The sequence below is a fragment of the Ruegeria sp. HKCCA6837 genome (assembly GCF_013034475.1).
Lineage (GTDB): Bacteria > Pseudomonadota > Alphaproteobacteria > Rhodobacterales > Rhodobacteraceae > Ruegeria.
Window position 1 is genome coordinate 107,263 of sequence record NZ_WQGD01000007.1, and the last position, 20,936, is coordinate 128,198.

The window sequence follows — 20,936 nt, forward strand, 5'->3', positions numbered from 1 at the left end:
TTTAAAGGCTCTCCAGGAAACGGATCAGGGCATCGCGGTCCGGTTTGGGCATCGACACCACGCTATCGCGTGCAGCTTGTGCTTCGCCGCCATGCCATAGGATCGCCTCTAACAGATTGCGCGCCCGCCCGTCATGCAGGAACTGAGTGTGGCCCGAGACGCGTTCAGTCAGGCCGACACCCCACAAGGGCGGTGTGCGCCATTCGCGGCCCGTTGCGCGGGCCTCGGGGCGATTGTCTGCCAGACCGTCGCCCATGTCATGCAGCAGCAGATCGGTATAGGGCCAGATCAGCTGAAAACTATGTTCGGGCCGGTCGTCCATGCGGTGGGTGACATGCGACGGCGTGTGGCAGGAAGCGCAACCGGTGGCGTGAAATACTTCCTTGCCGCGCAGCACTTCGGGGCTGTCTACATCCCGGCGACCGGGCACCCCCAGATTGCGACTGTAGAAGGCCACCAGGTCCATGCCCAACTGATCAATCTCGAACCCGCGCAAATCATTGTCGCCATGAGGTGCTTCAACGCAATTCACCTGCAATTCGGTGCAATCGCCTTGCGGGGCAGGATAAAGTGGGCTGGAGATTCCAATATCCCCGGCAAATGCCGCAGCCGATTGTTCCATGATTGTCGGCATTCCCGCTTTATGCCCGAACCGACCCATCATCGGTGCGCCATATTCCAAGGACCAGACGATGTTGGGACGACCCGAAATGCCATCCCCATCCGCATCTTCAGGATCAGCGTTGACCAATAGATCTTCGACTGGGATCCCCTCAAGCAGGCCAAGCCCGATCATCTGAGGGGCGACCCGTGGGCTTAGCATCGCCTCGGGGTGCAGGGGCCCGTAGCCAAGGTCGGCTGCCCGGTAGGTTGGGCGGCGCAGTGACGCGGTTTCACCCCCTGACAACGCGATCGGGATTTCCTCGTACGAGATATCCAGCCGGTACTCCGCCGGATGCCCTGCTAGTGCAAAATCCTGCATCTGTCCGCCATAGGTGGGCTCGGGAAGGGTGGCGACATAGTCTGCGATCTCGGCATAGCCATCTTCTGGCGCTCCGGGGATCGAGATCCGAAGGAACATGGAAATCGCCTTGTCTTCAAGCCCGTTCGGGGTATGCCCGCGTCCATCCTTGATATGGCAGCGTTGGCAGGATCGTGCGTTAAACAGCGGCCCCAACCCGTCAGAGGCCAGCGTGGAGGAAGGCGACGAGACCCATTTTTTTTTGAACAACCCATTGCCGACCTTGAAGTCCAGCTCTTGATCGAAGCTCAGATTGCCAGAGGGCTGTGAAAACGCATCTGCGTCATTGCGCACTCGTACAGTCGCGGCCCCGGCAGAGAGCTCTTCAAACGGCTGCGGTGCGCTGAAGTCCTGCGGTGGGGCTGTGACGCCGGCGATGCGGGCGCGTTCATCCGTGGTTCGAGGGGTGATATTCAGATGCAGATCCTTCAGATCGGCAGACAGGGCAGGGGCAGCCGCAAAAGCGGCCACCATCAAGGCAAAAAGGCTACTCACCTTCGTCCATTTTTGACGCGTTGAGTTGTGCATAATTGGCTTCGCCGATCCTCTCGTACAGGTCGAGCTGCGTTTTGAGGAAGTCGATATGACCTTCTTCATCCGCTATCAATCCTTCGAAAAGCGACATTGAGACATAGTCGCCCACTTTGCGGCAATGATCGCGTGCTTCGGCATAAAGAGCACGCGCGTCCAACTCGGCAGCAAGGTCACATTCCAGTGTTTTCTTGGGCGTTTGTCCAATGCGCAACGGGTCCAGTTTCTGCAGGTTGGGGTGGCCTTCCAAAAAGATGATCCGCTCGATCGGTTTGTCCGCGTGCTGCATCTCTTCGATGCTTTCCTCGCGGCTTTTCTTGGCCATATGTCCAAGACCCCAATCCTCTTGCAGCCAATAATGCAGCTAATACTGGCTTACGGCGGTCAGCTCATTCCGCAGAGACTTGTTGAGGTATTCGATGACCTTTGGATCGCCTTTCATCTGCTTTCTCCTGTGTTACTCCGGCACGCAAAGCGCGGAGCTGCATCGGTAATTCCAGACTATCGTTTGACCGCATCGTGGCTAGGACAAGGGGCATGCACCCGCCTCAATCCGCCGACTTTCCAAGGGCATGATAGATTTTACCGGGGGTGATTACTGTCTACGGGTCCGCCGATCGCATCCAGTCAATGGTCGCGCGGATATCATGATCGGAGATGTTGGTGCAGTGGCAGACAATCATTGTCGTTGGCTCGGTTTTTTCAGGCGATCAGGTGGGGATATGGGCCGGGAAACAGATCTTCCCGGCCCGCTCGGGGGTTATTGGAAAACGGCGTTGGGGTTATCCAGGCTGTCGGACCCTTCAAACGCGATCCCGTCCAGTTCAAGTGCTGTCACGATGCGTTCTATGGTTTTGGTTTGATCGACCAGACCGTTGACGCCACCCATGATCAGGGCTTCGCCACCTTCGTTGCCGCGTTCCAGCATCTGATCATAGGCAAACCCCGCTTCGGCGGTCGACTTGATCTTGCCCAATGCTTGCATGGTTCTGGCCAGTTTCGCCTTCATCTCGGTATCCAGCGCCGGGTCGGTTGCGACAACCAGATCCGACAGGGACGCGCCCGAAACCGGGGTGCCGTCGATGCGTGTGTAGCTGCCCAGATAGACGTTCTGGACACCCAGGCCATCGTAGTAATGGCTGTTATGGGTGTTGTCCGAAAAGCAGTCATGCTCTTCTTCTGGATCGTTCAGCATAAGCCCCAGACGCATCCTTTCACCGGCCTGCTCACCGTAAGACAGTGACCCCATGCCTGTCAGGATCGCACTGATGCCTGCGGCTTCGTTCTCCATCAGGGCGGCGCGGGCTGCTCCGCCTTCCTTCCACTGATCTGCCATCCAGGCAAGATCAGTGACCAACAGATTGGTAGCAGCACTCAGATATTGGGCGCGACGGTCACAATTGCGGCCGGTGCAGTCATCGCCTTTCGCATAGTCGGTGGCCGGGCGGTTGCCTGCACCTGCGCCGTGGCCATTCATATCCTGCCCCCATAGCAGGAACTCGATCGCATGATAGCCTGTTGCCACGTTGGCTTCGATTCCATCGGCCTCGTGCAGCGTTTCGCTCAGCAGTTCGGGGGTAATTTCGCTCGCGTCAATGGGCATGCCCGACAACTCGAAGCTAGGGTTGGCGATGACGTTCAAAACGGCGAATTCGTTCTCGTCGGTGGCGCCGCCATAGGCCGCATCCACATAATCGATCAGACCTTCGTCCAGAGGCCACGCATTCACTTTGCCTTCCCAGTCATCAACGATGGCGTTGCCAAAGCGATAAACCTCGGTTTGCTGATAGGGTACGCGCGCCGCGATCCATGCCGCACGGGCTGTGTTCAGCGTGTCATCCGACGGATCGGCAATCAGGGCATCGACCGATAATTGCAAACTCTGCGCGGCAATGAGGCTGTCTTCAAATTTCGCTTCGGCAATATTGGCTTAGTTTTCAAGCACATCCGTTTTCACGGGCGCATCAGCGGCAAATGCAGCGGTCGCTGCACAAAGTGTCAGAGAGCTGGCTGCAGCAAACATTTTTGTCATGGAAGTGGTACTTTCTTATCTACTCGTGCGGGAATGCCCCGCTGATATTGCCTTTGAGTAACTGAGTGAAATAGTCAACAATGTCAACCTGAGTTTTATTGTCAGGTTTGGAATCTATGTTTAAGTGACGCTACACTCCCCATATCTGGTAGGGCCGGGGCGGGCGGTTGCGATTGCGCGGCGGGTGCTTCCCGTTAGAATTGACGCGGTGATTCTGTTTGTGGTGGTTTGGTTGATGAAGTGTGCAGTTTTGGCCATGTCCCTGCTCCCCGCAGCTCTTGCGGCGCAAGCGACGCAAGTTACAACGCCTGATCACCGTGATGCTGGTCGACTGGATGTTGTCTTGTCCCAGACCGGGTTTTCCCTGAAACTCAAGGTGCCAACCGTGGATGTCGTGGGGTTCGAAGCTCCGATCTCCAACGACGATGAGCGCGCGAAAGTTGCAATCGCGATGTCCGAGCTGTCCAAGCCGCTTGACCTGTTTGTTGTCCCGCTCGAAGCAGGATGCTTCACGACTTCTGCCAATGTGATCCTAATGCACCAGATTGTGGATCAGAACGATACGGGCCGCGCGTCCAGCGGATCGCCGACCGACGAAAGTCATGCGGAATTTCAGGCGGACTATGTCGTTCAATGTCAGGACATGAGCGCGCTGGACAGGTTCGATTTTGCTTATTTCGACCGTTTCAGCGGATCGGAAACGCTGACTGTCCGCATTAAAGCTGATGGGACGGAACAAACCCGTGAAGCTACGCGCGCCGCGCCCGAAGTGATTTTTCCGTAGAAATATCGATGGCTTCGGGCGACGCGATGACCAAAGACATCGACAGCATTCCGTCAAACCATCTTTTTTGGTAACTGTATTTACCGATGGCTGTTCAAAGCTGGATAATCAAGATTGTATGCCCGATGCTGCGAAAGCATCTTGCAATTCTGATATGCATTCTCGGGCTGGTTGCGCCTCGGGCTTCATATGCCTGTGTAGTTTGTACAGACCTGCCGGACGCATCCATCGCGGATCACATACTATCGGCGGAAGTCATTGTGCTGGCTGGCCCGACAACAGAAAATCCATTCAGATTTACAGCGCGCAAAATCCTTAAAGGAAGTCCCGAACGTCTTAGTGCTGTGCCGGAAATCCCTTTTTTGATTGATAGTGTTACGCGCAGAGCATTCCGTGCCGATCCGACGCGAACCGTTCTGCTCACGTATGGGCCGACTTACAGGGATAACGCTGGCCGCGGACTTTCAAGGGCGTGGCAGCGCATATTCATAATGAACCCGGACCGAACTGCGTTTTTTGAGAAACTTCAAACCACGGGTCGGCTGTGGGCCTATGGAGAAAGAGACAGCGCAGAGCGAGTTTTGTTCTTTGCTGAATACCTGTGGCACCCGGATCAAGCGCTGCATAACATGGCATTGGTCGAAATCGGCCTTGCGCCGTATGCACGCGTGCGTCCCTTGGGTGGCAGGTATTCGACAGAGCAGATTGTGAGCGAGTTGAATGACTTGAACCGCTTTGCCTACAGGTCGGCCGCAATTCGTTTGCTGGGGTTAAAAACTGATCCTCACGCGCGTTCAGTCATACGCTCCGGCTTCGCCAAGTCCTTGAAGTCCGGTGGTTTCAACGGCTACGAATGGGCCCTAGCTGGGATAGAGGCTGAAAATACATCTGCAATCAGAGCGATTGGCCTTGCGCTTCAGAATCCACAAAGGGCGTCAGAAGACAAGAAATTGCTGATCCGCGCGTTGACCGAGGCCGGTTCAACGCAGCCAAGGTTAAGACCAGAAGCCTTACGAACCCTGTCTGAGGCGTTAACCGGGAATAGTGACTTGGCTGTCCAAATTGCTGTTGGAACGCGGGATTGGGGGCGAACGGTTTTACATCAAAAGTTTGAGGCTTTGGCTGCTGAGGAAGAAACAGACCCTGCAACTCAGTTCATGATCAACTTCGTTTTGGGAACTGAATTGTCAACTGAGTAGGGTGGTTTTGGAATTGCCGATCAGTATCGGGAGGGAACTTTGTTTGTCCAATCCCTCTGCTGGCAGACCCAAGCCCGGAACGGACTGCCTGATTGCACTTCTGGGGCTTCTGACCAGCGTTGGATCTACGCCCTCTGACCTTGATGGCCGGCACCGAAAATGACCTTACGAACAAATCAATTAACACGGGTTGGCCAGGTATGTTATAAACAAAATCGAATATAAAAAGAGCTACTGAAAGCTCTGCGATTTCGCCATGAATTATTGCATTAGGGGGGCACTATGAATCGAATTTCCATCTGTATTCTATCGTTGCTTTTGGCACCAACAAACGGTCTGGCTGACGCCGTTCCGAGCGAACAGGCAGCTGAAGGCCTGTTTTCTGATCAACCGTATTCCCCTTATGCGCAGCGTACCTTTCCGGAACGTCCCCTCTGGGGCGACACACACTTGCACACCGGATTGTCACTTGATGCCGGTGCCTTTGGAAACACCTTGTTGCCTGACGAAGCGTGGCGGTTCGCAAAAGGCGAACAGGTCATTTCCTCGACAGGCCAAGCTGTACGGCTGGCCCGACCATTGGATTGGATGGTTCTGACTGACCACACGGACCTGATGGGGTTTGCCCCGGATCTACAAGCCGGCAAGCCCGGTGTTCTTGCTGACCCAAAAGGTCTGGAATGGTACGAAGGTTACAAAGCGGGCGGCGAAGAGGCGGGGAAAACTGCCTTTGATATCATCACAAACTTTTCGCAAATGACCCTGCCGGAAGTTCTTCTTGAGTCGTACAGCCCGGGCGCCGACGCTTTTGCCTTCACTTGGGAGCATATCGTTTTGGCGGCCGAGCGTCATAATGATCCGGGTAATTTTACGGCGTTCATCGGGTTCGAGTGGACCTCGGTCCCCAAGGGATTCAACCTGCACCGAAACGTCATGCTGCGTGACGGGCCGATCCGGGCCTTGCAAATGGTGCCTCCGGTCACGCAACCCCCCTACGGCGATACAGACCCAAAGTCGCTTTATGCTTGGCTTGAAGAGTATCAGGAGAAAACAGGGGGACGCGCCGTTGCCTTTGCCCATAACGGTAACTTGTCGAACGGATGGATGTTCCCTACCGAAGACACGTATCACGGCGGCAAGGTTGACGAAGAATACGTTGCGGCCCGCGCAAAATGGGAACCCCACTATGAGGTCACTCAAATCAAAGGTGATGGTGAGGCGCACCCGTTCCTGAGCCCAGATGACGAATTTGCGGATTATGAAAACTGGGACGTTGGCAATCTCGATATTACCGAGTTGAAGACCGATGATATGCTAGCCGGAGAATACGCCCGCGAAGCCCTGAAGCGCGGTTTGATGCTGGAAGAAAAGTTCGGAGTGAACCCCTATAAGTTCGGTATGGGCGGGGCGACGGACAGTCATACGTCTTTGGCCACTGCCGAGGAAGACAACTTTTTTGGAAAGTCCGTCAGTGTCGAGCCTTCTGCATCTCGGATCAAACATCCTTTCATTGCAAATGATCTAGGCGAAATTCCCGGCGACCTTCTTGTGGCGTCCGGATATACGGCTGTTTGGGCGACCGAGAATACGCGTTCCGCGATCTTCGATGCGTTCAAGCGACGCGAGACTTACGCAACCACGGGACCGCGGATTGGCCTGCGGTTCTTTGGTGGTTGGGACTTCAGCGATGCCGATGTTGAAACCCGCTTCCTTGCGAATGTGGGCTACACCAAAGGTGTGCCAATGGGTTCGGACTTGCGCCCGCGTGAGGGCGATGGTGCGCCCAGCTTCCTGATCGCCGCATTGCGCGACCCGGTTGGTGCCAATCTGGATCGCGTGCAAGTGATCAAAGGGTGGCTGGATTCCGAAGGCACGCTGCAAGAGAAGGTTTATGACGTTGCCTGGTCGGATAACCGCGAAGCTGACGAAAACGGCAAAATCCCCGCCGTTGGAAACACCGTGGATGTAGACACCGCCAGTTGGACTAACACAATCGGAACCGCCGAACTTGTCACCGTTTGGTCAGACCCGGATTTCGATCCGAATGCGCGGGCATTTTATTACGTTCGCGCTCTGGAAATCCCAACCCCGCGTTGGATCCTGTATGACAAGCTGAGATATGGCATCGACCTGCCCGAAGATGCGGTTCTTACGCATCAAGAACGCGCTTATTCCTCGCCGATTTGGTATACGCCGTCCGAGTGAACTGCATGCTTCACGGATTTCGAAGCCGAGGTAGCCGCCGCTACCTCGGTGGTCGTTTGAAACTTCTGCAATGCTCATAGCATTCATTTTCTTGCAAAACCCGATCAGCTGATGCCAGCATCAGTACGTAGAACCAGAGCACGTTTTACGCAGGAGACTTCATGCGATTACTGAAAGAACCTCTGTTCCATTTCTTCTTGATTGGAGCGGCTATTTTCATTTGGTTCCATATCGTTGCGCCGAACGACCAGACTGTCGAAAACCTTGAAACGATAACATTCGACCAAGACGATATCGCGCTTTTGTCTAATCAGTTTGAAGCGCGGTGGAAACGCCCGCCCAACAATGCCGAGCTGCAAGCCTTGGTTAGCGCGTCAATTCGCGAAGAGGTACTTGTGCGGGAGGCACGAAAGCTTGGCCTTGATCGTGGGGATAGTGTGATCAGGTCTCGTCTAAGTCAGAAGATGGATTTTCTTACAGAAGCGATCGCCACATCAGTGGTTCCAGAAGATGAGGATCTAGAGGCGTTTCTTCAAGAAAGTCCTGAACGCTATGCTACCCCCGACAAGGTGGCGTTCAATCAGGTCTTTTTGGGCGAACGGCCAAGTGATGCAGAACTTGAGGCGGCCCTGGTTGCGCTAGACGAGGGGCAAGACATGTCTACATACGGGGCTTCGACACTCTTGCCGACCTCAATGCCCCTGACCGTGACCAGAGTGGTGGACTCGGTCTTTGGAGGTGGATTTTCCGACGCTCTGTTCGAGCTCGAAGCTGGCCAGTGGGTCGGTCCGATCCGGTCAGGTTACGGGGTTCACCTTGTTCAGGTGACCGCCATTGAGCCCAGCCAAACGCCGGCTTTGTCAGACATTCACGATGCGGTTTTACGGGATTGGCGTCGCGCCATGAGTGAAGATCTGGCGCAAGCGCAGTATGAAGCTCTTGCGGGTACGTACAAGATTGTGGTGCCCGACCTGTCAGGCGCGACCGAATGAGGGCTTTGATCTGCATAGTGCTTGCGCTGCTGTTTGCTTGGCCCGCAGGTGCCGTGGTAGCGCATGCGCTTGATCCGGGATACCTGGATATGCGTCAAATCGGGCCAGGTACGTGGAGCGTTCATTGGCGGAAGCCGGACGTGAATGGGCAGCCAATGGCGATTGATGCGGTGTTGCCGGATGGATGTGTCCCGGCACGCGGGTCTGACCCGGCTTTCGACGGGCGAGCATGGGTTTCATCCTGGGTTGCCGAGTGCGACGCAACGATCGCGGGCCAACCCGTCGCCATTGAGGGCCTTGAGGCTCAGCAAAACGATGTTTTGGTCCGTTTGCACCCACTAGAATCCGAGCCCGCGACGCTTCGTTTCACGCCAGAGTCTGCGGTTCAGGACATCCCATCTGAACAGACGACATCGTCAGTATTTGTCGCCTATTTCCAGTTGGGGTTCGAGCACATACTGGAAGGCTGGGACCATCTGCTTTTTGTCTTAGCGCTGTTCATTTTGGTTCGCGATCCGTGGAGATTGGTCGGAGCTGTAACAGCATTCACGCTTGCGCATTCGATAACATTGGCGCTTGCAACCTTTGGAGTTCTGAACGTTCCCGGCCCACCGGTCGAGGCCGTCATTGCGCTATCCATCGTTTTTCTGGCGATGGAGATTGTAAAGGGCGGCGAAGGGCGGTTCCGGCTTTCAAGTCAAAAACCCTGGATCGTCTGTTTCGGATTTGGGCTTTTACACGGTCTTGGTTTTGCAGGTGCATTGGCCGACATTGGCCTGCCGCCAAACGACATCCCCGCAGCATTGCTTGCGTTCAATCTGGGCGTTGAAGCCGGTCAGCTGTTTTTTATCACAGCCTTGGCGCTTTCTTTGACGATCTGGCGTGTGATTGCATTTCCTCTCAGCCAAAGGGCAACAGTTGTCGCCGCCTATGGCATCGGTTCCGTGTCGATGTATTGGCTTATCGAGCGTATTAGCGGTTTCTAGCCTCACAAACTCAAAGCGGCGGCTTTCGAAATCTCGGCGGGCTTCCCAGTCACGGCTGCTAACTGGCGAGCTCAGATTTGATCGTCGTCCAAAGACAGATTTGAAAGAGGTTTATTCTAGGCCAAGGTCCAGTTCGCCCACGAAGGGTTCATTCAAAAAAAATTTTCTGGATGATGGTAGCGGAGGTCCGTCTTGGACACAAACCCCACACATTAACACTCTGTAAAATATGCGTGCCGTGACCTTCAAGGGGTAAGCCGAAAGGTCAATTGTCGTAGCGGTGCCCTGACTGGCGAATTCGATCAAAAGAAATTCGCCTTCACCGGGGTGCTCTGCGTTGAAGGCTGTCGCTATTGCGGCAATGGGAACGTCTTACATAGCCTCCAAGGTATGCTGGAGGCCATTTCGAATGTGATCTTCCAACAGCCTCTTCGCCGTGTCGGCGTCTCTGGCCAGCGCGGCATCGAACATGCCCTTGTGCTCCTTGACCGCCTCTTCGCCGCGATAAGTCAGCACAAGCATCTGATACCGTAAGTACTTGTCGTAGATGATGGAGTGCAGAGACAGAAGGTTTTTGGAGTTGCAGGCCGCGATCATCGCTTGGTGAAACTCCCAATCATATCGTTTCCAGGTTTCTTTCTCGGACTCGTCGCCCTTGAGAAGCTGCTGTTCCATCAGGTGCAGTTTGTGGTGTGCGGCAACGAGGTTGCCTTCCCAATCCGTGTCGCCATTCGCAATGGACAATTCCAACGCGTGGCATTCCAACAGGACCCGCAGCTCTGAAATCTCGGTCAGGTCTTCTCGTGAAACTGGTGTGACCAGGAAACCCCGTTGCTCGGGAGCTTCGACAAATCCGTCGCTGGCGAGCCTGTTCAGCGTTTCACGAAGTGTCGAAAGGCTTGCCGAGTAGCGTTCCTTCAAGGCGTCCAGCTTCAGTTTGGAGCCGGGTTGCAGCTCCCCGAAGATGATATCCCGCTTGATGCGCTGATAGGTGCTTGCACCTATCGTAGACGGCTGTTTCGCCATGCGTTTCACCCGATATTATCAGTTTCCTCGTTCAATTAGCATTTTTGAGAGACATCAGCAATCCAAACTGATGTATGGTAAAAATAAAAATATCATACATTATTGCGGAATCGCGAAAACCCCAATACGGTCGTGGCCAAGTTGGGCAAAGCAGCCCGATCGCAATCATCGGTTTCGGGATTTTCCGGACCCTCCGGAAGGAAGCAAAGTGTCTAAGAACTTTCGCATTGCCATTGTCGGCATTGGCCTTGTTGGACGCCGCCACGCAGACGCTATACGAGCGTTGCGCCATGTTGATCTCGTCGCGGTGGTCGACCCCAGCGATGAAGGTCGTGCTTACGCCGTTGAGCATGGGGTCGCATGTTTCGAAACCCTCGAGGAAATGTTTGCAAATCAGACGCCGGACGGAGCTGTTCTTGCGACCCCGACCACGCTTCATGTTGAACAAGGCCTCACGTGTGTTCGACATGGTTGTCCCCTTCTTGTCGAAAAACCGATCGCCGTGGAAGCCACCGCTGCACTTGAGCTTGTTCAAGCAGCGGAGAAGGCCAATGTGCCACTGATGGTCGGACATCATCGTCGACACAATCCTCTGATCCGGTCGGCTAAGGAAGCCATTGTCGGCGGGAAGATTGGCGATGTGCGCGCTGTCCATGCGAATTGCTGGTTCTATAAGCCGGACGAGTATTTTGATGCTGCGCCCTGGCGAAAGAAACCAGGTGCAGGGCCCATCTCAGTCAATCTGGTCCACGACGTCGATCTTCTGCGGTATTTGGCCGGAGAAGTCGTGACCGTTCAGGCTCAGTCGGCTGCATCGCAGCGGGGCTACGACAACGAAGATGTTGCCGGTGCTCTGTTGACGTTCGAAAGCGGAGCGATAGGGACCATAAGTGTGTCCGACAGCATCGTTGCTCCATGGAGCTGGGAGATGACGTCTCAGGAATATCCAATCTATCCTTCAACCACTGAGAGTAGCTACATGATAGGTGGCTCTCATGGTTCGTTGTCCGTTCCCGATCTTCGATTGTGGAGTTACCAGGGTGAGCAAAGGGACTGGTGGACGCCAATCTCATCAACCGCGCTGAAGAAGGGTGCGTCTGACCCCCTGGTCAATCAGCTTAGGCACTTTGTTGAAGTAGCTCGGCACGAAGCAGAACCGATTGTGTCTGGATGGGAAGGTTTCAGAACACTTCAAGTTATTGAAGCTATTCAGAATTCCTGCAGAACAGGTGATACGGTCAGGATCAATAGCTTACAAAAAACACCAATGGTAGGTATGACGGCAGTCTAAAATATCAGATATTTTGTAAAACATCTTGCAAAATGTCCAAAATAGGTCAAAACTCTGAATCGCAAAAAAGAAGCATCATGATGTCTCAGGGAGGAGCAAAGTGATTACCAAACTTACCCGCCGGGCTGCTGTATCGGCCCTGGTCGCAACCGGTGTTCTGTTTAGCGCAACAAGTGGTGCGCTGGCGGAAGACAAAGTGCAACTTCGCCTCGCAACATCAGGATCGGAGACCGATCAGCGCTCGGTCGCCATGGCCGAGGTTTTCGCGCCCATGGTCGCTGATTTCGCAAGTTATGAGCCCAGCTATAACGGCACCATTTTCGCTCAGGGTACTGAGCTGGACGCCATCAGTCGGGGTAACCTGGAAATGTCGATCACCTCGGCGCAGGAACTGGCACAGTTCTTCCCCGAGTTTTCGATCTTTACAGCAGGCTATGTCCACCAGGACGCCGCGCATCAGGTGGCTGTCTTCAACGATCCCTTGATGGATGCCTTCAAGCAAAAGGCCGAAGAAGAACTGGGCGTCAAACTGCTGTCGGTCATGTATCTGGGCCGTCGACAGGTGAACCTGCGCCAACCCAAGGATGAACTAACCGTCAGCACTCCGGCTGATCTGGAGGGTGTGAACCTGCGGATGCCGGGCACAGATGCGTGGCAGTTCCTTGGAAAAGCGCTGGGTGCCGCCCCGACACCAATGGCGTTCTCAGAGGTTTACACAGCTCTGTCGACCGGTGCCGTTGACGGTCAGGACAACCCATTGCCGACCGTGGTTGATGCCAAGTTTTACGAAGTGACCAATCAGATCATCCTGACATCTCACTTGGTCGACTTGAACTATATCGCCATTGGCAAAGAAGTTTGGGACGGGTTGACGCCGGAACAGCAAGCTAAGGTTCAGGAAGCTGCGGACGCAGCAGCTGAATCAGGCCGTCAGAAGCAACTTCAGAAAGAAGAGGATCTTGTCAGTTTTCTGAAAGAGCAAGGAATGGAGATCTACGAACCCGATCTCGCCGCGTTCCGCGATCAGGTACAGTCTATGTATCTGGACAGCGAATTCGCTGGCTCATGGCCCGAAGGCGTTCTGGATCAGATCAACGCTTTGGGCAACTGAGCCCAGTAAGACAAGGGAGGGAGAACCATAATGAAAGCCTTCATAAAGGGGTTCTCCCGACTGACCGAAGCGATTGCCGGCGGGATGCTGGCGGCAATCTTCCTGATTTTCCTATTGCAAATACTCTTGCGCTACTTCTTTACCCCCGCCGGATGGACGCTTGAACTCATCGGCATTCTGTGGGTTTGGGTGATCTTCTTCAGTTGCGCTTTCATAGTGCGCGAACGGGATCACGTGAAGTTCGACATCATCTACCTTTCCGTGCCGATGCGCGTGCGGCAGGTCTTTGCGATGCTGGCGGCCGCAGCGATCGTGGTCGGTATGCTCTACAGCTTCCTTCCGACGTGGGACTACATCGATTGGATGAAAATCCGCAAGACATCGACTGTCCGCAATCCGTTTTCCGGCGAGAAGATACCTTTGCGCACAGTATTCTCGATTTACGCGGTATTCATGCTGGTCGTCGCAGCGCGCTACGCGTGGCTATTCTTCGACGTCATGCGCAATGGCCCCCCAAAGACAGAGTTGGAACTGGTTGTTGGGTACAACGTGGTTGACGACCATCCCCGTGTCGACGTCGAAGAGGACGAGGAAGTTAAGAAATGAGTTTTGAACTTCTTTCCTGCCTGCTCGCTCTCTTTCTTCTGGCAGGCATCGGGACACCTATCGGCTATTCCATCCTCTTGGCCTCATTGGTGTATCTGGGCACAGCCGGACTGGACGTAGCACTCGCAGGCGAGAAGATCCTGCAGGGCTTCTACAAAAGCACGATCCTGCTTGCCGTGCCTTTGTTCATCGTCGCCGCCAATATCATGAACGCGGGCTCGATCACGGACCGTCTGCTGAACTTCTGCGTCGCCGCTGTTGGTCGGTTCAAGGGCGGTCTCGGGCACGTCAACGTGGTAGCGTCTCTGATCTTTTCGGGTATGTCCGGCTCGGCCGTCGCGGATGCCGCGGGGATCGGTAAAATCATCATTGAGATGATGACCAAGGATGGCCGCTACAGCCGAGGTTACGCAGCCGCGATCACGGCGGCGTCGGCGACGATTGGCCCGATCATTCCGCCCTCGATCCCGATGGTTTTGTACGCGCTCGTTTCCAAGGCCTCTATCGGGTCGCTGTTCCTGGCCGGTATTCTTCCGGGCCTGATCATGGGCGTCGTCCTCATGGCGATGAATTATTATCTGGCCGGAAAGCGGAACTTTGCATTGGAAGAACCTGTTCCTCTGCGCGAATTGCCGGCTAAAACCGCCAACGCGTTTCCGGCACTGCTGATGCCCGCAATCCTGCTGTACGGTATATATGGCGGCGTCACCACTCCGACCGAAGCCGCCGCAGTTGCTGCATTCTACGCTCTGCTACTGGCAGCGTTGTTCTACCGCGCGCTGACCTTCCGTGGCCTTTATCAAGTGTTCGTCGACAGCGCGCGCTCCTCCGCCGCCGTCGGGGTGGTCATTGGTGGCGCGTTCATTCTGAACTTCATCGTCATTCAGGAACAGATTCCACAGTCGATCTCGGCACTGCTGGAGGGTTCGGATGTTAGCCCGATTGTATTCCTGATCCTCGTAAACCTGCTGATCCTCGCGCTGGGATGCGTGTTAGACGCAACAACGATCATCCTGGTGATCGTGCCCCTGTTCATTCCAACCTGCGAAGCGCTCGGGATTGATCTGGTGCATTTCGGAGTGCTGGTCGTCGTGAACTCAATGATCGGTTTGATCACGCCGCCCTATGGCATTCTACTCTTTGTGATCAACGCCGTGACGGACATTCCGCTGCGCGAAATCATCTCCGAAATCTGGGCCTTCCTCGCGGTTCTCATCTTCGCCTTGGTGATAATTATGCTGATGCCGGATCTGGTCCTGTGGTTGCCGCGTATGTTTGGATATCAGGGATAATGTGCCTGTCGGTTTCGACAACGTCGATCCCCGGTGATCTGGCTGAAAAGCTGAGTGCTATCGCTGACGCGGGATTCGGGGGTGTCGAATTACACGAACCGGATTTGACCGCTTTTGACGGACCGCCATCGCAAGTCCGCAAGATTGCATCGGACCTCGGCCTGAAGATATGCCTGTTACAACCCTTCCATAATCTTGAAGGCCAGCCCGAAGCCGGACGTGAGCGCGCCTTTGATCGACTGAAGCGCAAACTCAACCTGATGAGCGAGCTGGGAACGGAATTGCTGCTTATCGGGTCTGCCTTCGAGGTCGATGTCGCTGCGACCGAAGAACAGGTAATCGCAGATCTTGGCGAGGCGGCCCAAATCGCTAAAGAAATGGGGATGCGTCTGGCCTATATGGGCTTGCCATGGTCGGATCTTATTCACTCGGATGAACAGGCGTTAGGCGTCGTTGATGCTGTCGACAGCCCTAATCTGGGGTTGGCTTTGAATTCCTTCTTCTCGCTTGCCGACGGATCCAAACCAGCCCGCCTTCGGGACATTCCCGGAGAGCGGCTGTTCCATGTGCAACTGTCCGATGCACCCCGGCTTGAGATGGATATACGTCGGCTCAAGCGGCACTTTGGGCTTCTGCCGGGGCTTGGGTCGCTGAACCTTGCGGGCTTCGTTCGCGTGTTGTCCCGCGCCGGATACAAAGGGCCTTGGTCGGTTGCACGCGTCAACGAAGCAGCTCCTCAACCCGGTGGCCGAACACTGGCCCGAGACAGCTACAGGTCGCTGGTGAACCTCCTGGATGAGGTATCCCGGACCGAGCCGGGAACCGATTTCGGCATCCCGGACCTGCCGGAACGCGTCTATGCGTCAGGCTTCGAATTCGTCGAATTTACAGCCGACGAAACAAGCGGCGCGCAGCTGGCAGATATGTTGTCAGCAATGTGTTTTCGAATGGAGCGAAAACACGTATCCAAGTCCGTCGAGCTGTGGCGGCAGGGCGCGATAAACATCGTTGTGAATACCGAAAAGGAAGGATTTGCCCATTCGGCGTTCCTGGGTCACGGCCCCTCCGTTTGTGACATGGGGTTGCGTGTCAAAGATGCGGATCAGACGGTTCAGCGGGCGACCGCGTTGGGCGCGCCGAATTTCTCACAACCGGTGGGAACAGGGGAACTGGATATCCCGGCCATTCGGGGCGTTGGTGGCAACGTCGTTCATTTCATCGATGAGAAATCCGATCTCCATCGGGTATGGGACATTGAGTTCGAGCCGGTTGCGAAAACCAAAGCCACCCAACCTGCCGGTCTGCGTCGTATCGACCATCTGGCCCAGACGATGCGTCACGATGAGATGCAAAGCTGGCTACTCTACTACATTTCGACTTTCGAGATGGCAAAATCCCCTATCGTGAACGTCGCCGACCCGTCTGGTGTCGTGCAAAGCCAGGCTATCGAAAGTCCCGAAGGCGAAGTGCGCTTAAACCTGAATGGGGCAGTTGGGCGTCGAACACTGGCGGCGTCATTCCTTGAAGATGGCTTTGGGGCTGGTGTTCAGCACATTGCCTTCCAGTCGGATGATATTTTTGAAACTTCAGCCCAGTTGCTCAAGTCTGGCTTTCCCAGCCTGTCCATCCCGGAGAACTACTACGCTGATCTGCAAGCGACATTCGGATTGGATGACGATTTGGTCGCCCAATTGCGCAGGGGGAACATTCTCTACGATCGGGCGGCGGGTGCTGAGTATTTTCAGATATACAGCCGCCCCATCTTTAACGGCTTCTTCTTCGAAATCGTTGAACGCCGTATGGGCTATGCCGGTTATGGCGCGCGCAATGCACCCATTCGCCTTGCTGCGCAAAGCAAAACCCAGCCGGTGAAAGAGGTGCAGACGCAATGACCGCGCAGACGACAGACGATGAGCGCGCCGTTCGCCAATGGTGGCGTACCTCCATCATCGACATGAAACCCGGACAGATCTCTTTTCGTGGCAACGCCATAGAGGACCTGATCGGAAACGTATCTTTCCCGCAGATGATCTGGCTTATGGTGCGGGGCGATCTACCCAGCGACGCGCAAGCGCGCCTGTTCGAAGCCGCTTTGGTCGCAGGCGTGGATCACGGCCCACAGGCTCCCTCAATAGCGGCTGCGCGTATGGCCGCCACCTGCGGGGTAGGTCTCAATAACGCGATGGCGACTGCGGTGAACATGCTGGGCGACGTGCACGGCGGGGCAGGAGAGCAGTGTGCAGAGCTGTACTATGATATCGCAGCTCGCATGGATTGCGGAGCATCGTTGAATGACGCAGTGAAGGACGGTCTGGACAGCTGGCGCGAGACCTATGGCAAGATCGTCTCGGGCTTCGGTCACAGGTTTCACAAACCTGTCGATCCACGCGCACCCCGATTGATGCAACTTGTTCGAGATGCGGCGGCAGAAGGCACAGTTTCTGGCCGGTTTGCCGATATCGGAGAAGAGGTTCAAGCCGAACTCGGTCGTCAACGAGGCGGTCGGCCAATTGCCATGAATATTGACGGCGCGACAGCTGTGATCTTCTGCGAACTTGGCTTTCCTGCGCCCTTGTCGCGAGGGCTGTTCTGCCTGTCCCGCTCGGTCGGAATACTCGCCCACGCTTGGGAACAGATGAACCAGGGTGGCCGCAACAAAGGGCCGATGCCCCCTAATTACTTACCCCTCTACGAAGACAGGAATGATGACACGTGAGACATCGAAATCCTTCCGGGTCGGCCTTATCGGCTGTGGTCGTATCAGCGATATTTATCTAAAAACACTATCCAAATTCTCAAACGTTGAGGTCGTGGTTTGTGCAAGCCTTGACCCTTCGGAAAGCCGCACCAAGGCAGATCAATACGGTATCGCCAAGGCCTGTGCGCCAGATGGGGTGTTTGACGATCCGACGATTGACTGCGTTCTGAATCTGACAATTCCGGCGGCGCATGCCGAAATCAGCCTGCGTGCGTTGGAGGCGGGCAAGCACGTCTATTCCGAGAAGCCGCTGGTTATGGATCGAACGGATGGTAAGACGATTCTGCACATGGCCTCTGAAAAGGGGCTACTGGTCGGTTGCGCACCCGACACATTTCTGGGCGGTCGTTGGCAAACCGTTCGGCGCTTGATCGATGAGGGTGCCATTGGCAAACCGACAGGGGTTTTTGCCCATGTCGGTACCCACGGGACGGAACGCCACCATCCCAACCCGGATTTCTACTACCAGGCCGGTGGCGGGCCCTTGCTGGACCTTGGGCCATATTACCTGACCGCCATGGTTTGCTGCCTTGGTCCGGTTGACCGGGTCGCCGGAATGGCTCGGCGCACGTTCGACAAAAGGATGATCGAAAACGGCCCTCGCAACGGTGAATGGATGGATGTCGAGGTCGACACGCATTCCCTAAGCCTGCTGCAGTTCTCTTCCGGGGCTATAGGGTCGATGACCATGAGCTTTGACGTCTGGGATAGCGAAACGCCGCGGTTCGAGATCTACGGTGAAAAAGGCACCATCAGCATCCCAGACCCTGACCCGGTACATGGTGCCAACATCTTTCAGGGGGATGTCTGGCTGAAAACGCGGGAGACCTCGCGCTGGTCTCATCAGCCGCGCCCATCCGGTCGCGAAGGCTGGCAGGTGGTCGTCAACAAACACGGGTTCAATGAGGACAGCCGTGGTCTCGGCCTTTTGGATCTGGCCCTGGCGGCGCAAGAAGGACGCCAACCCCGTGCAAGTGGAGCGCTCGCCTACCACGTTTTCGAGGTCATGGACGCGATCGAACGGGCACCAAAATTTGGCGCCTATCAGACGATAGAAAGCCGTTGCGCGGCTCCGGAGCCTTTGCCGGTCGATTTCCTTAACGATGAGAGGAAGGAATTGGTTCATGCCGATTGAGACACTCGACTTTGCTCAGCCATTCTTTCGCGTCCAGCACATAACTGACGAGCGCAGAATTTCTATCGAGGGTCGCGCCATCGTCCTTAACCTTGGGGGGCGAAATCTCTCTGTCGAGGATCAGACCATTGCACCGCTTTCCTCTGTGATCGTGCAAGACAGCACGCTTAGCGGCGTGGAACGTGCAGTCATTGTCCACGATTTCGACGCCCATGCCGATGACAACGAGTTGTTCGCATGGGTGAAAGATACATGGCCATCTGCTTTTGATGTTCGCCAAGAGGAGCGTTTACGCGGTGTCAGCCACTACATGTCGCCAAAGGTCTTTGTGGGTAACGTTGGGCTGACCATGTACCATTCCGGCTCGGTGCCGCTGAATGTCGGATTGCACAAGGATCATCCGTTCTGCCCGGTACCGGGGTTTCGCGAAGTGCATACACAAATCGTAGGCTTTGGGAAAATGCAGCAATGCCGTGAGCGGGATGTTGAATCCCTTTACCTCGAAGAATTCATGGCCCCCGGCACGACGCACAAACCGATGTATGACGCCGAAGGCAACTATCCCTGGCATCAGTACGAGACGATTACCCCCAGCATTTTCATGGCGGTGGAAATGCTGCCGGAAGGCGTACGGGTCCCGGAAATGGAGATTCAGAATGGCTGAGAGACTTTTTTCCGAAGACCTGAACTTTGACGGACCTTTCCCCCGATTGTCTCGCCGTTTGCGGCTGGGTGTTGTTGGCGGCGGACGTATCTCTGTCACGCAGGCAACGGCCGCGCGGATGACCGACCGGTGGGAGGTCGTCGCAGGAGCGCTCAGTTCTGACGCCGTGCGAAGCAAGGTGCGCGGGGCCGAGTGGTTCCTGCCGGCCGACCGGTGCTATGCGTCCTTCGACGAGATGGCAAAGGCCGAGGCGGCACGCCCGGATGGCGTAGATGCCGTCATGATCACCACCCCGAACCACGTTCATTTCGAAGCGGCCAAAGCCTTTCTGGAGGCGGGCATTGACGTGCTGTGCGATAAGCCCCTGACCAACGAAGTCGCGGAGGCCGAAGGGATTGAGGAGATTACCGCGCGCACGGGACACATCTTTGCTGTCGGCTATGCGATGTCATGTTTTCCAGTAATCCGTCAGGCCAAACAAATAGTGGCGGAAGGCGGCATCGGTAAAATCAACCAAATCCACGTCGAGTTCATGCAAGACTGGATGACGCCCGATGATGTGGCTGATGCGCCCCACGTCAAATGGCGGCTGGACCCAAAGATTTCTGGTCCGACCAGCTGTGTCGGCGATATCGGCACCCATGGCGCGCATCTCGCCAGTTTTGTCTCGGGCCTGCCCTTGACCGACCTACGGGCTGAGTTTCATGTCTGCGGCGCGCCAAAGCCTTTGGAAGACACTGCATTCATGTTCACCCGCTATCAAAACGAGGTTCCGGGAACCCTGATGGCGACACGCCTTGCCCCCGGGAATCGGGGAGGGTTGCGGTTGCGCATATTCGGGAACGAAGGAGGTCTCGAGTGGGACCTGGAGAATTCGGAACAGCTGAAGTTCAATCGGTTCGGTGAGCCGGATCGTATCATCAGCCGAGGTCACGGGCATGGCATCGGCCCCGGCGCAGAACGTCTAATCCGGACCGCGCGCGGCTTCCCAGAAGGGATTATCGAAGCCTGGGCCAACCTTTATACGGAATTTGCTATGGCCGTAGCCGCGCGTCGGGATGGCGTTACCGTTCCGGATGATTGGCTTACTTATCCCAGTGTCGAACAAGGTGCAGATGGCGTCCGGTTTATTGAAGCCTCCGTGCGCTCTCACCAGTCCGGAGGTGACTGGGTCACTCTCTAAGGCTCTGCCAACAAGAATGAAAAACACGCCCGGGCAGTTGCCCGGGCGCTTTCATTTCCTGCTCAGTATTAAAAGTTGATATTTTAAAAAATATCAGATATTTTTTACTACGTGTGATGA

Annotated in this window: 16 protein-coding genes and 3 pseudogenes; 14 read left to right on the forward strand and 5 right to left on the reverse strand. The window is 55.4% G+C overall.

What is annotated here, in order from left to right:
- Position 1 precedes the first annotated feature (1 nt).
- From GOV91_RS12020 to GOV91_RS12030, 4 genes and pseudogenes are all read right to left on the reverse strand, one after another.
- Complete coding sequence (locus GOV91_RS12020) at positions 2-1,495, reverse strand: di-heme oxidoredictase family protein (protein ID WP_171176273.1); 1,494 nt, start codon at positions 1,493-1,495, stop codon at positions 2-4.
- Positions 1,496-1,508: 13 nt separating this feature from the next.
- Positions 1,509-1,994: pseudogene (gene bfr, locus GOV91_RS12025) on the reverse strand (bacterioferritin).
- Positions 1,942-2,235 (reverse strand): annotated as a pseudogene (locus tag GOV91_RS22705) (bacterioferritin-associated ferredoxin). Before GOV91_RS22705 ends, bfr begins: the two co-directional pseudogenes overlap by 53 nt.
- A gap of 77 nt (positions 2,236-2,312) precedes the next feature.
- Positions 2,313-3,584: pseudogene (locus GOV91_RS12030) on the reverse strand (imelysin family protein).
- A gap of 256 nt (positions 3,585-3,840) precedes the next feature.
- Between GOV91_RS12030 and GOV91_RS12035 the strand changes: the two are divergent.
- The 5 genes from GOV91_RS12035 to GOV91_RS12055 all read left to right on the forward strand — a co-directional run bounded on the left by GOV91_RS12035 (position 3,841) and on the right by GOV91_RS12055 (position 9,750).
- Positions 3,841-4,368: a DUF2796 domain-containing protein gene (locus GOV91_RS12035; RefSeq protein WP_171235682.1), complete on the forward strand. Its 528-nt coding sequence runs from the start codon at positions 3,841-3,843 to the stop codon at positions 4,366-4,368.
- A 725-nt stretch (positions 4,369-5,093) separates the two neighbouring features.
- Positions 5,094-5,567, forward strand: coding sequence for a hypothetical protein (locus GOV91_RS12040; RefSeq protein WP_217352028.1), 474 nt, complete (start codon positions 5,094-5,096; stop codon positions 5,565-5,567).
- 282 nt (positions 5,568-5,849) lie between these two features.
- Entirely contained in the window at positions 5,850-7,772 is a 1,923-nt protein-coding gene (locus tag GOV91_RS12045; protein WP_171235684.1) for a DUF3604 domain-containing protein, read from the forward strand.
- Positions 7,773-7,933: 161 nt separating this feature from the next.
- Entirely contained in the window at positions 7,934-8,764 is an 831-nt protein-coding gene (locus GOV91_RS12050) for a peptidyl-prolyl cis-trans isomerase (RefSeq protein WP_171235685.1), read from the forward strand.
- Positions 8,761-9,750, forward strand: a complete 990-nt coding sequence (locus GOV91_RS12055; RefSeq protein ID WP_171235686.1) for a HupE/UreJ family protein — start codon at positions 8,761-8,763, stop codon at positions 9,748-9,750. Before GOV91_RS12050 ends, GOV91_RS12055 begins: the two co-directional genes overlap by 4 nt.
- A 372-nt stretch (positions 9,751-10,122) precedes the next feature.
- On the opposite strand, the gene GOV91_RS12060 is transcribed toward GOV91_RS12055, so the two are convergent.
- Positions 10,123-10,776 carry a GntR family transcriptional regulator gene (locus GOV91_RS12060; RefSeq protein WP_170353340.1) on the reverse strand — a complete coding sequence of 218 codons (654 nt, stop codon included), beginning with the start codon at positions 10,774-10,776 and terminating at the stop codon, positions 10,123-10,125.
- Here GOV91_RS12060 and GOV91_RS12065 point away from each other — a divergent pair.
- The 9 genes from GOV91_RS12065 (at position 10,775) to GOV91_RS12105 (ending at position 20,816) form a co-directional block, all read left to right on the forward strand.
- Entirely contained in the window at positions 10,775-12,067 is a 1,293-nt protein-coding gene (locus GOV91_RS12065) for a Gfo/Idh/MocA family protein (RefSeq protein ID WP_254440659.1), read from the forward strand. The two genes, GOV91_RS12060 and GOV91_RS12065, sit on opposite strands and share 2 nt — an antisense overlap.
- 100 nt (positions 12,068-12,167) lie before the next feature.
- Positions 12,168-13,178, forward strand: coding sequence for a TRAP transporter substrate-binding protein DctP (gene dctP, locus GOV91_RS12070; protein WP_170429695.1), 1,011 nt, complete (start codon positions 12,168-12,170; stop codon positions 13,176-13,178).
- A 30-nt stretch (positions 13,179-13,208) separates the two neighbouring features.
- Positions 13,209-13,784, forward strand: coding sequence for a TRAP transporter small permease (locus tag GOV91_RS12075; protein ID WP_170460347.1), 576 nt, complete (start codon positions 13,209-13,211; stop codon positions 13,782-13,784).
- The gene (locus tag GOV91_RS12080) at positions 13,781-15,076 is read left to right on the forward strand and encodes a TRAP transporter large permease (protein ID WP_171235687.1); all 1,296 of its coding nucleotides are present in this window, start codon (positions 13,781-13,783) and stop codon (positions 15,074-15,076) included. The genes GOV91_RS12075 and GOV91_RS12080 overlap by 4 nt, the downstream gene beginning before the upstream one ends.
- The gene (locus GOV91_RS12085) at positions 15,076-16,968 is read left to right on the forward strand and encodes a bifunctional sugar phosphate isomerase/epimerase/4-hydroxyphenylpyruvate dioxygenase family protein (RefSeq protein WP_171235688.1); all 1,893 of its coding nucleotides are present in this window, start codon (positions 15,076-15,078) and stop codon (positions 16,966-16,968) included. Before GOV91_RS12080 ends, GOV91_RS12085 begins: the two co-directional genes overlap by 1 nt.
- Positions 16,965-17,792 (forward strand): citryl-CoA lyase, encoded by an 828-nt coding sequence (locus tag GOV91_RS12090; RefSeq protein WP_170353336.1) that lies wholly within the window; start codon positions 16,965-16,967, stop codon positions 17,790-17,792. Before GOV91_RS12085 ends, GOV91_RS12090 begins: the two co-directional genes overlap by 4 nt.
- Positions 17,782-18,969: a Gfo/Idh/MocA family protein gene (locus GOV91_RS12095; RefSeq protein WP_254440660.1), complete on the forward strand. Its 1,188-nt coding sequence runs from the start codon at positions 17,782-17,784 to the stop codon at positions 18,967-18,969. The genes GOV91_RS12090 and GOV91_RS12095 overlap by 11 nt, the downstream gene beginning before the upstream one ends.
- Positions 18,959-19,633: a hypothetical protein gene (locus GOV91_RS12100; RefSeq protein ID WP_170353334.1), complete on the forward strand. Its 675-nt coding sequence runs from the start codon at positions 18,959-18,961 to the stop codon at positions 19,631-19,633. Before GOV91_RS12095 ends, GOV91_RS12100 begins: the two co-directional genes overlap by 11 nt.
- Positions 19,626-20,816 carry a Gfo/Idh/MocA family protein gene (locus GOV91_RS12105; protein WP_171235690.1) on the forward strand — a complete coding sequence of 397 codons (1,191 nt, stop codon included), beginning with the start codon at positions 19,626-19,628 and terminating at the stop codon, positions 20,814-20,816. Before GOV91_RS12100 ends, GOV91_RS12105 begins: the two co-directional genes overlap by 8 nt.
- Positions 20,817-20,936 lie beyond the last annotated feature (120 nt).

Coding starts and splice junctions, on each gene's coding strand:
- GOV91_RS12060 (WP_170353340.1), bottom strand. CDS start 10,776: ATGGCGAAACAGCCGTCTACGATAGGTGCAAGCACCTATCAGCGCATC.
- GOV91_RS12050 (WP_171235685.1), top strand. CDS start 7,934: ATGCGATTACTGAAAGAACCTCTGTTCCATTTCTTCTTGATTGGAGCG.
- GOV91_RS12085 (WP_171235688.1), top strand. CDS start 15,076: ATGTGCCTGTCGGTTTCGACAACGTCGATCCCCGGTGATCTGGCTGAA.
- GOV91_RS12095 (WP_254440660.1), top strand. CDS start 17,782: ATGACACGTGAGACATCGAAATCCTTCCGGGTCGGCCTTATCGGCTGT.
- GOV91_RS12035 (WP_171235682.1), top strand. CDS start 3,841: ATGTCCCTGCTCCCCGCAGCTCTTGCGGCGCAAGCGACGCAAGTTACA.
- GOV91_RS12100 (WP_170353334.1), top strand. CDS start 18,959: ATGCCGATTGAGACACTCGACTTTGCTCAGCCATTCTTTCGCGTCCAG.
- GOV91_RS12020 (WP_171176273.1), bottom strand. CDS start 1,495: ATGGTGGCCGCTTTTGCGGCTGCCCCTGCCCTGTCTGCCGATCTGAAG.
- GOV91_RS12055 (WP_171235686.1), top strand. CDS start 8,761: ATGAGGGCTTTGATCTGCATAGTGCTTGCGCTGCTGTTTGCTTGGCCC.
- GOV91_RS12075 (WP_170460347.1), top strand. CDS start 13,209: ATGAAAGCCTTCATAAAGGGGTTCTCCCGACTGACCGAAGCGATTGCC.
- GOV91_RS12090 (WP_170353336.1), top strand. CDS start 16,965: ATGACCGCGCAGACGACAGACGATGAGCGCGCCGTTCGCCAATGGTGG.
- GOV91_RS12080 (WP_171235687.1), top strand. CDS start 13,781: ATGAGTTTTGAACTTCTTTCCTGCCTGCTCGCTCTCTTTCTTCTGGCA.
- GOV91_RS12045 (WP_171235684.1), top strand. CDS start 5,850: ATGAATCGAATTTCCATCTGTATTCTATCGTTGCTTTTGGCACCAACA.
- GOV91_RS12065 (WP_254440659.1), top strand. CDS start 10,775: ATGCGTTTCACCCGATATTATCAGTTTCCTCGTTCAATTAGCATTTTT.
- GOV91_RS12105 (WP_171235690.1), top strand. CDS start 19,626: ATGGCTGAGAGACTTTTTTCCGAAGACCTGAACTTTGACGGACCTTTC.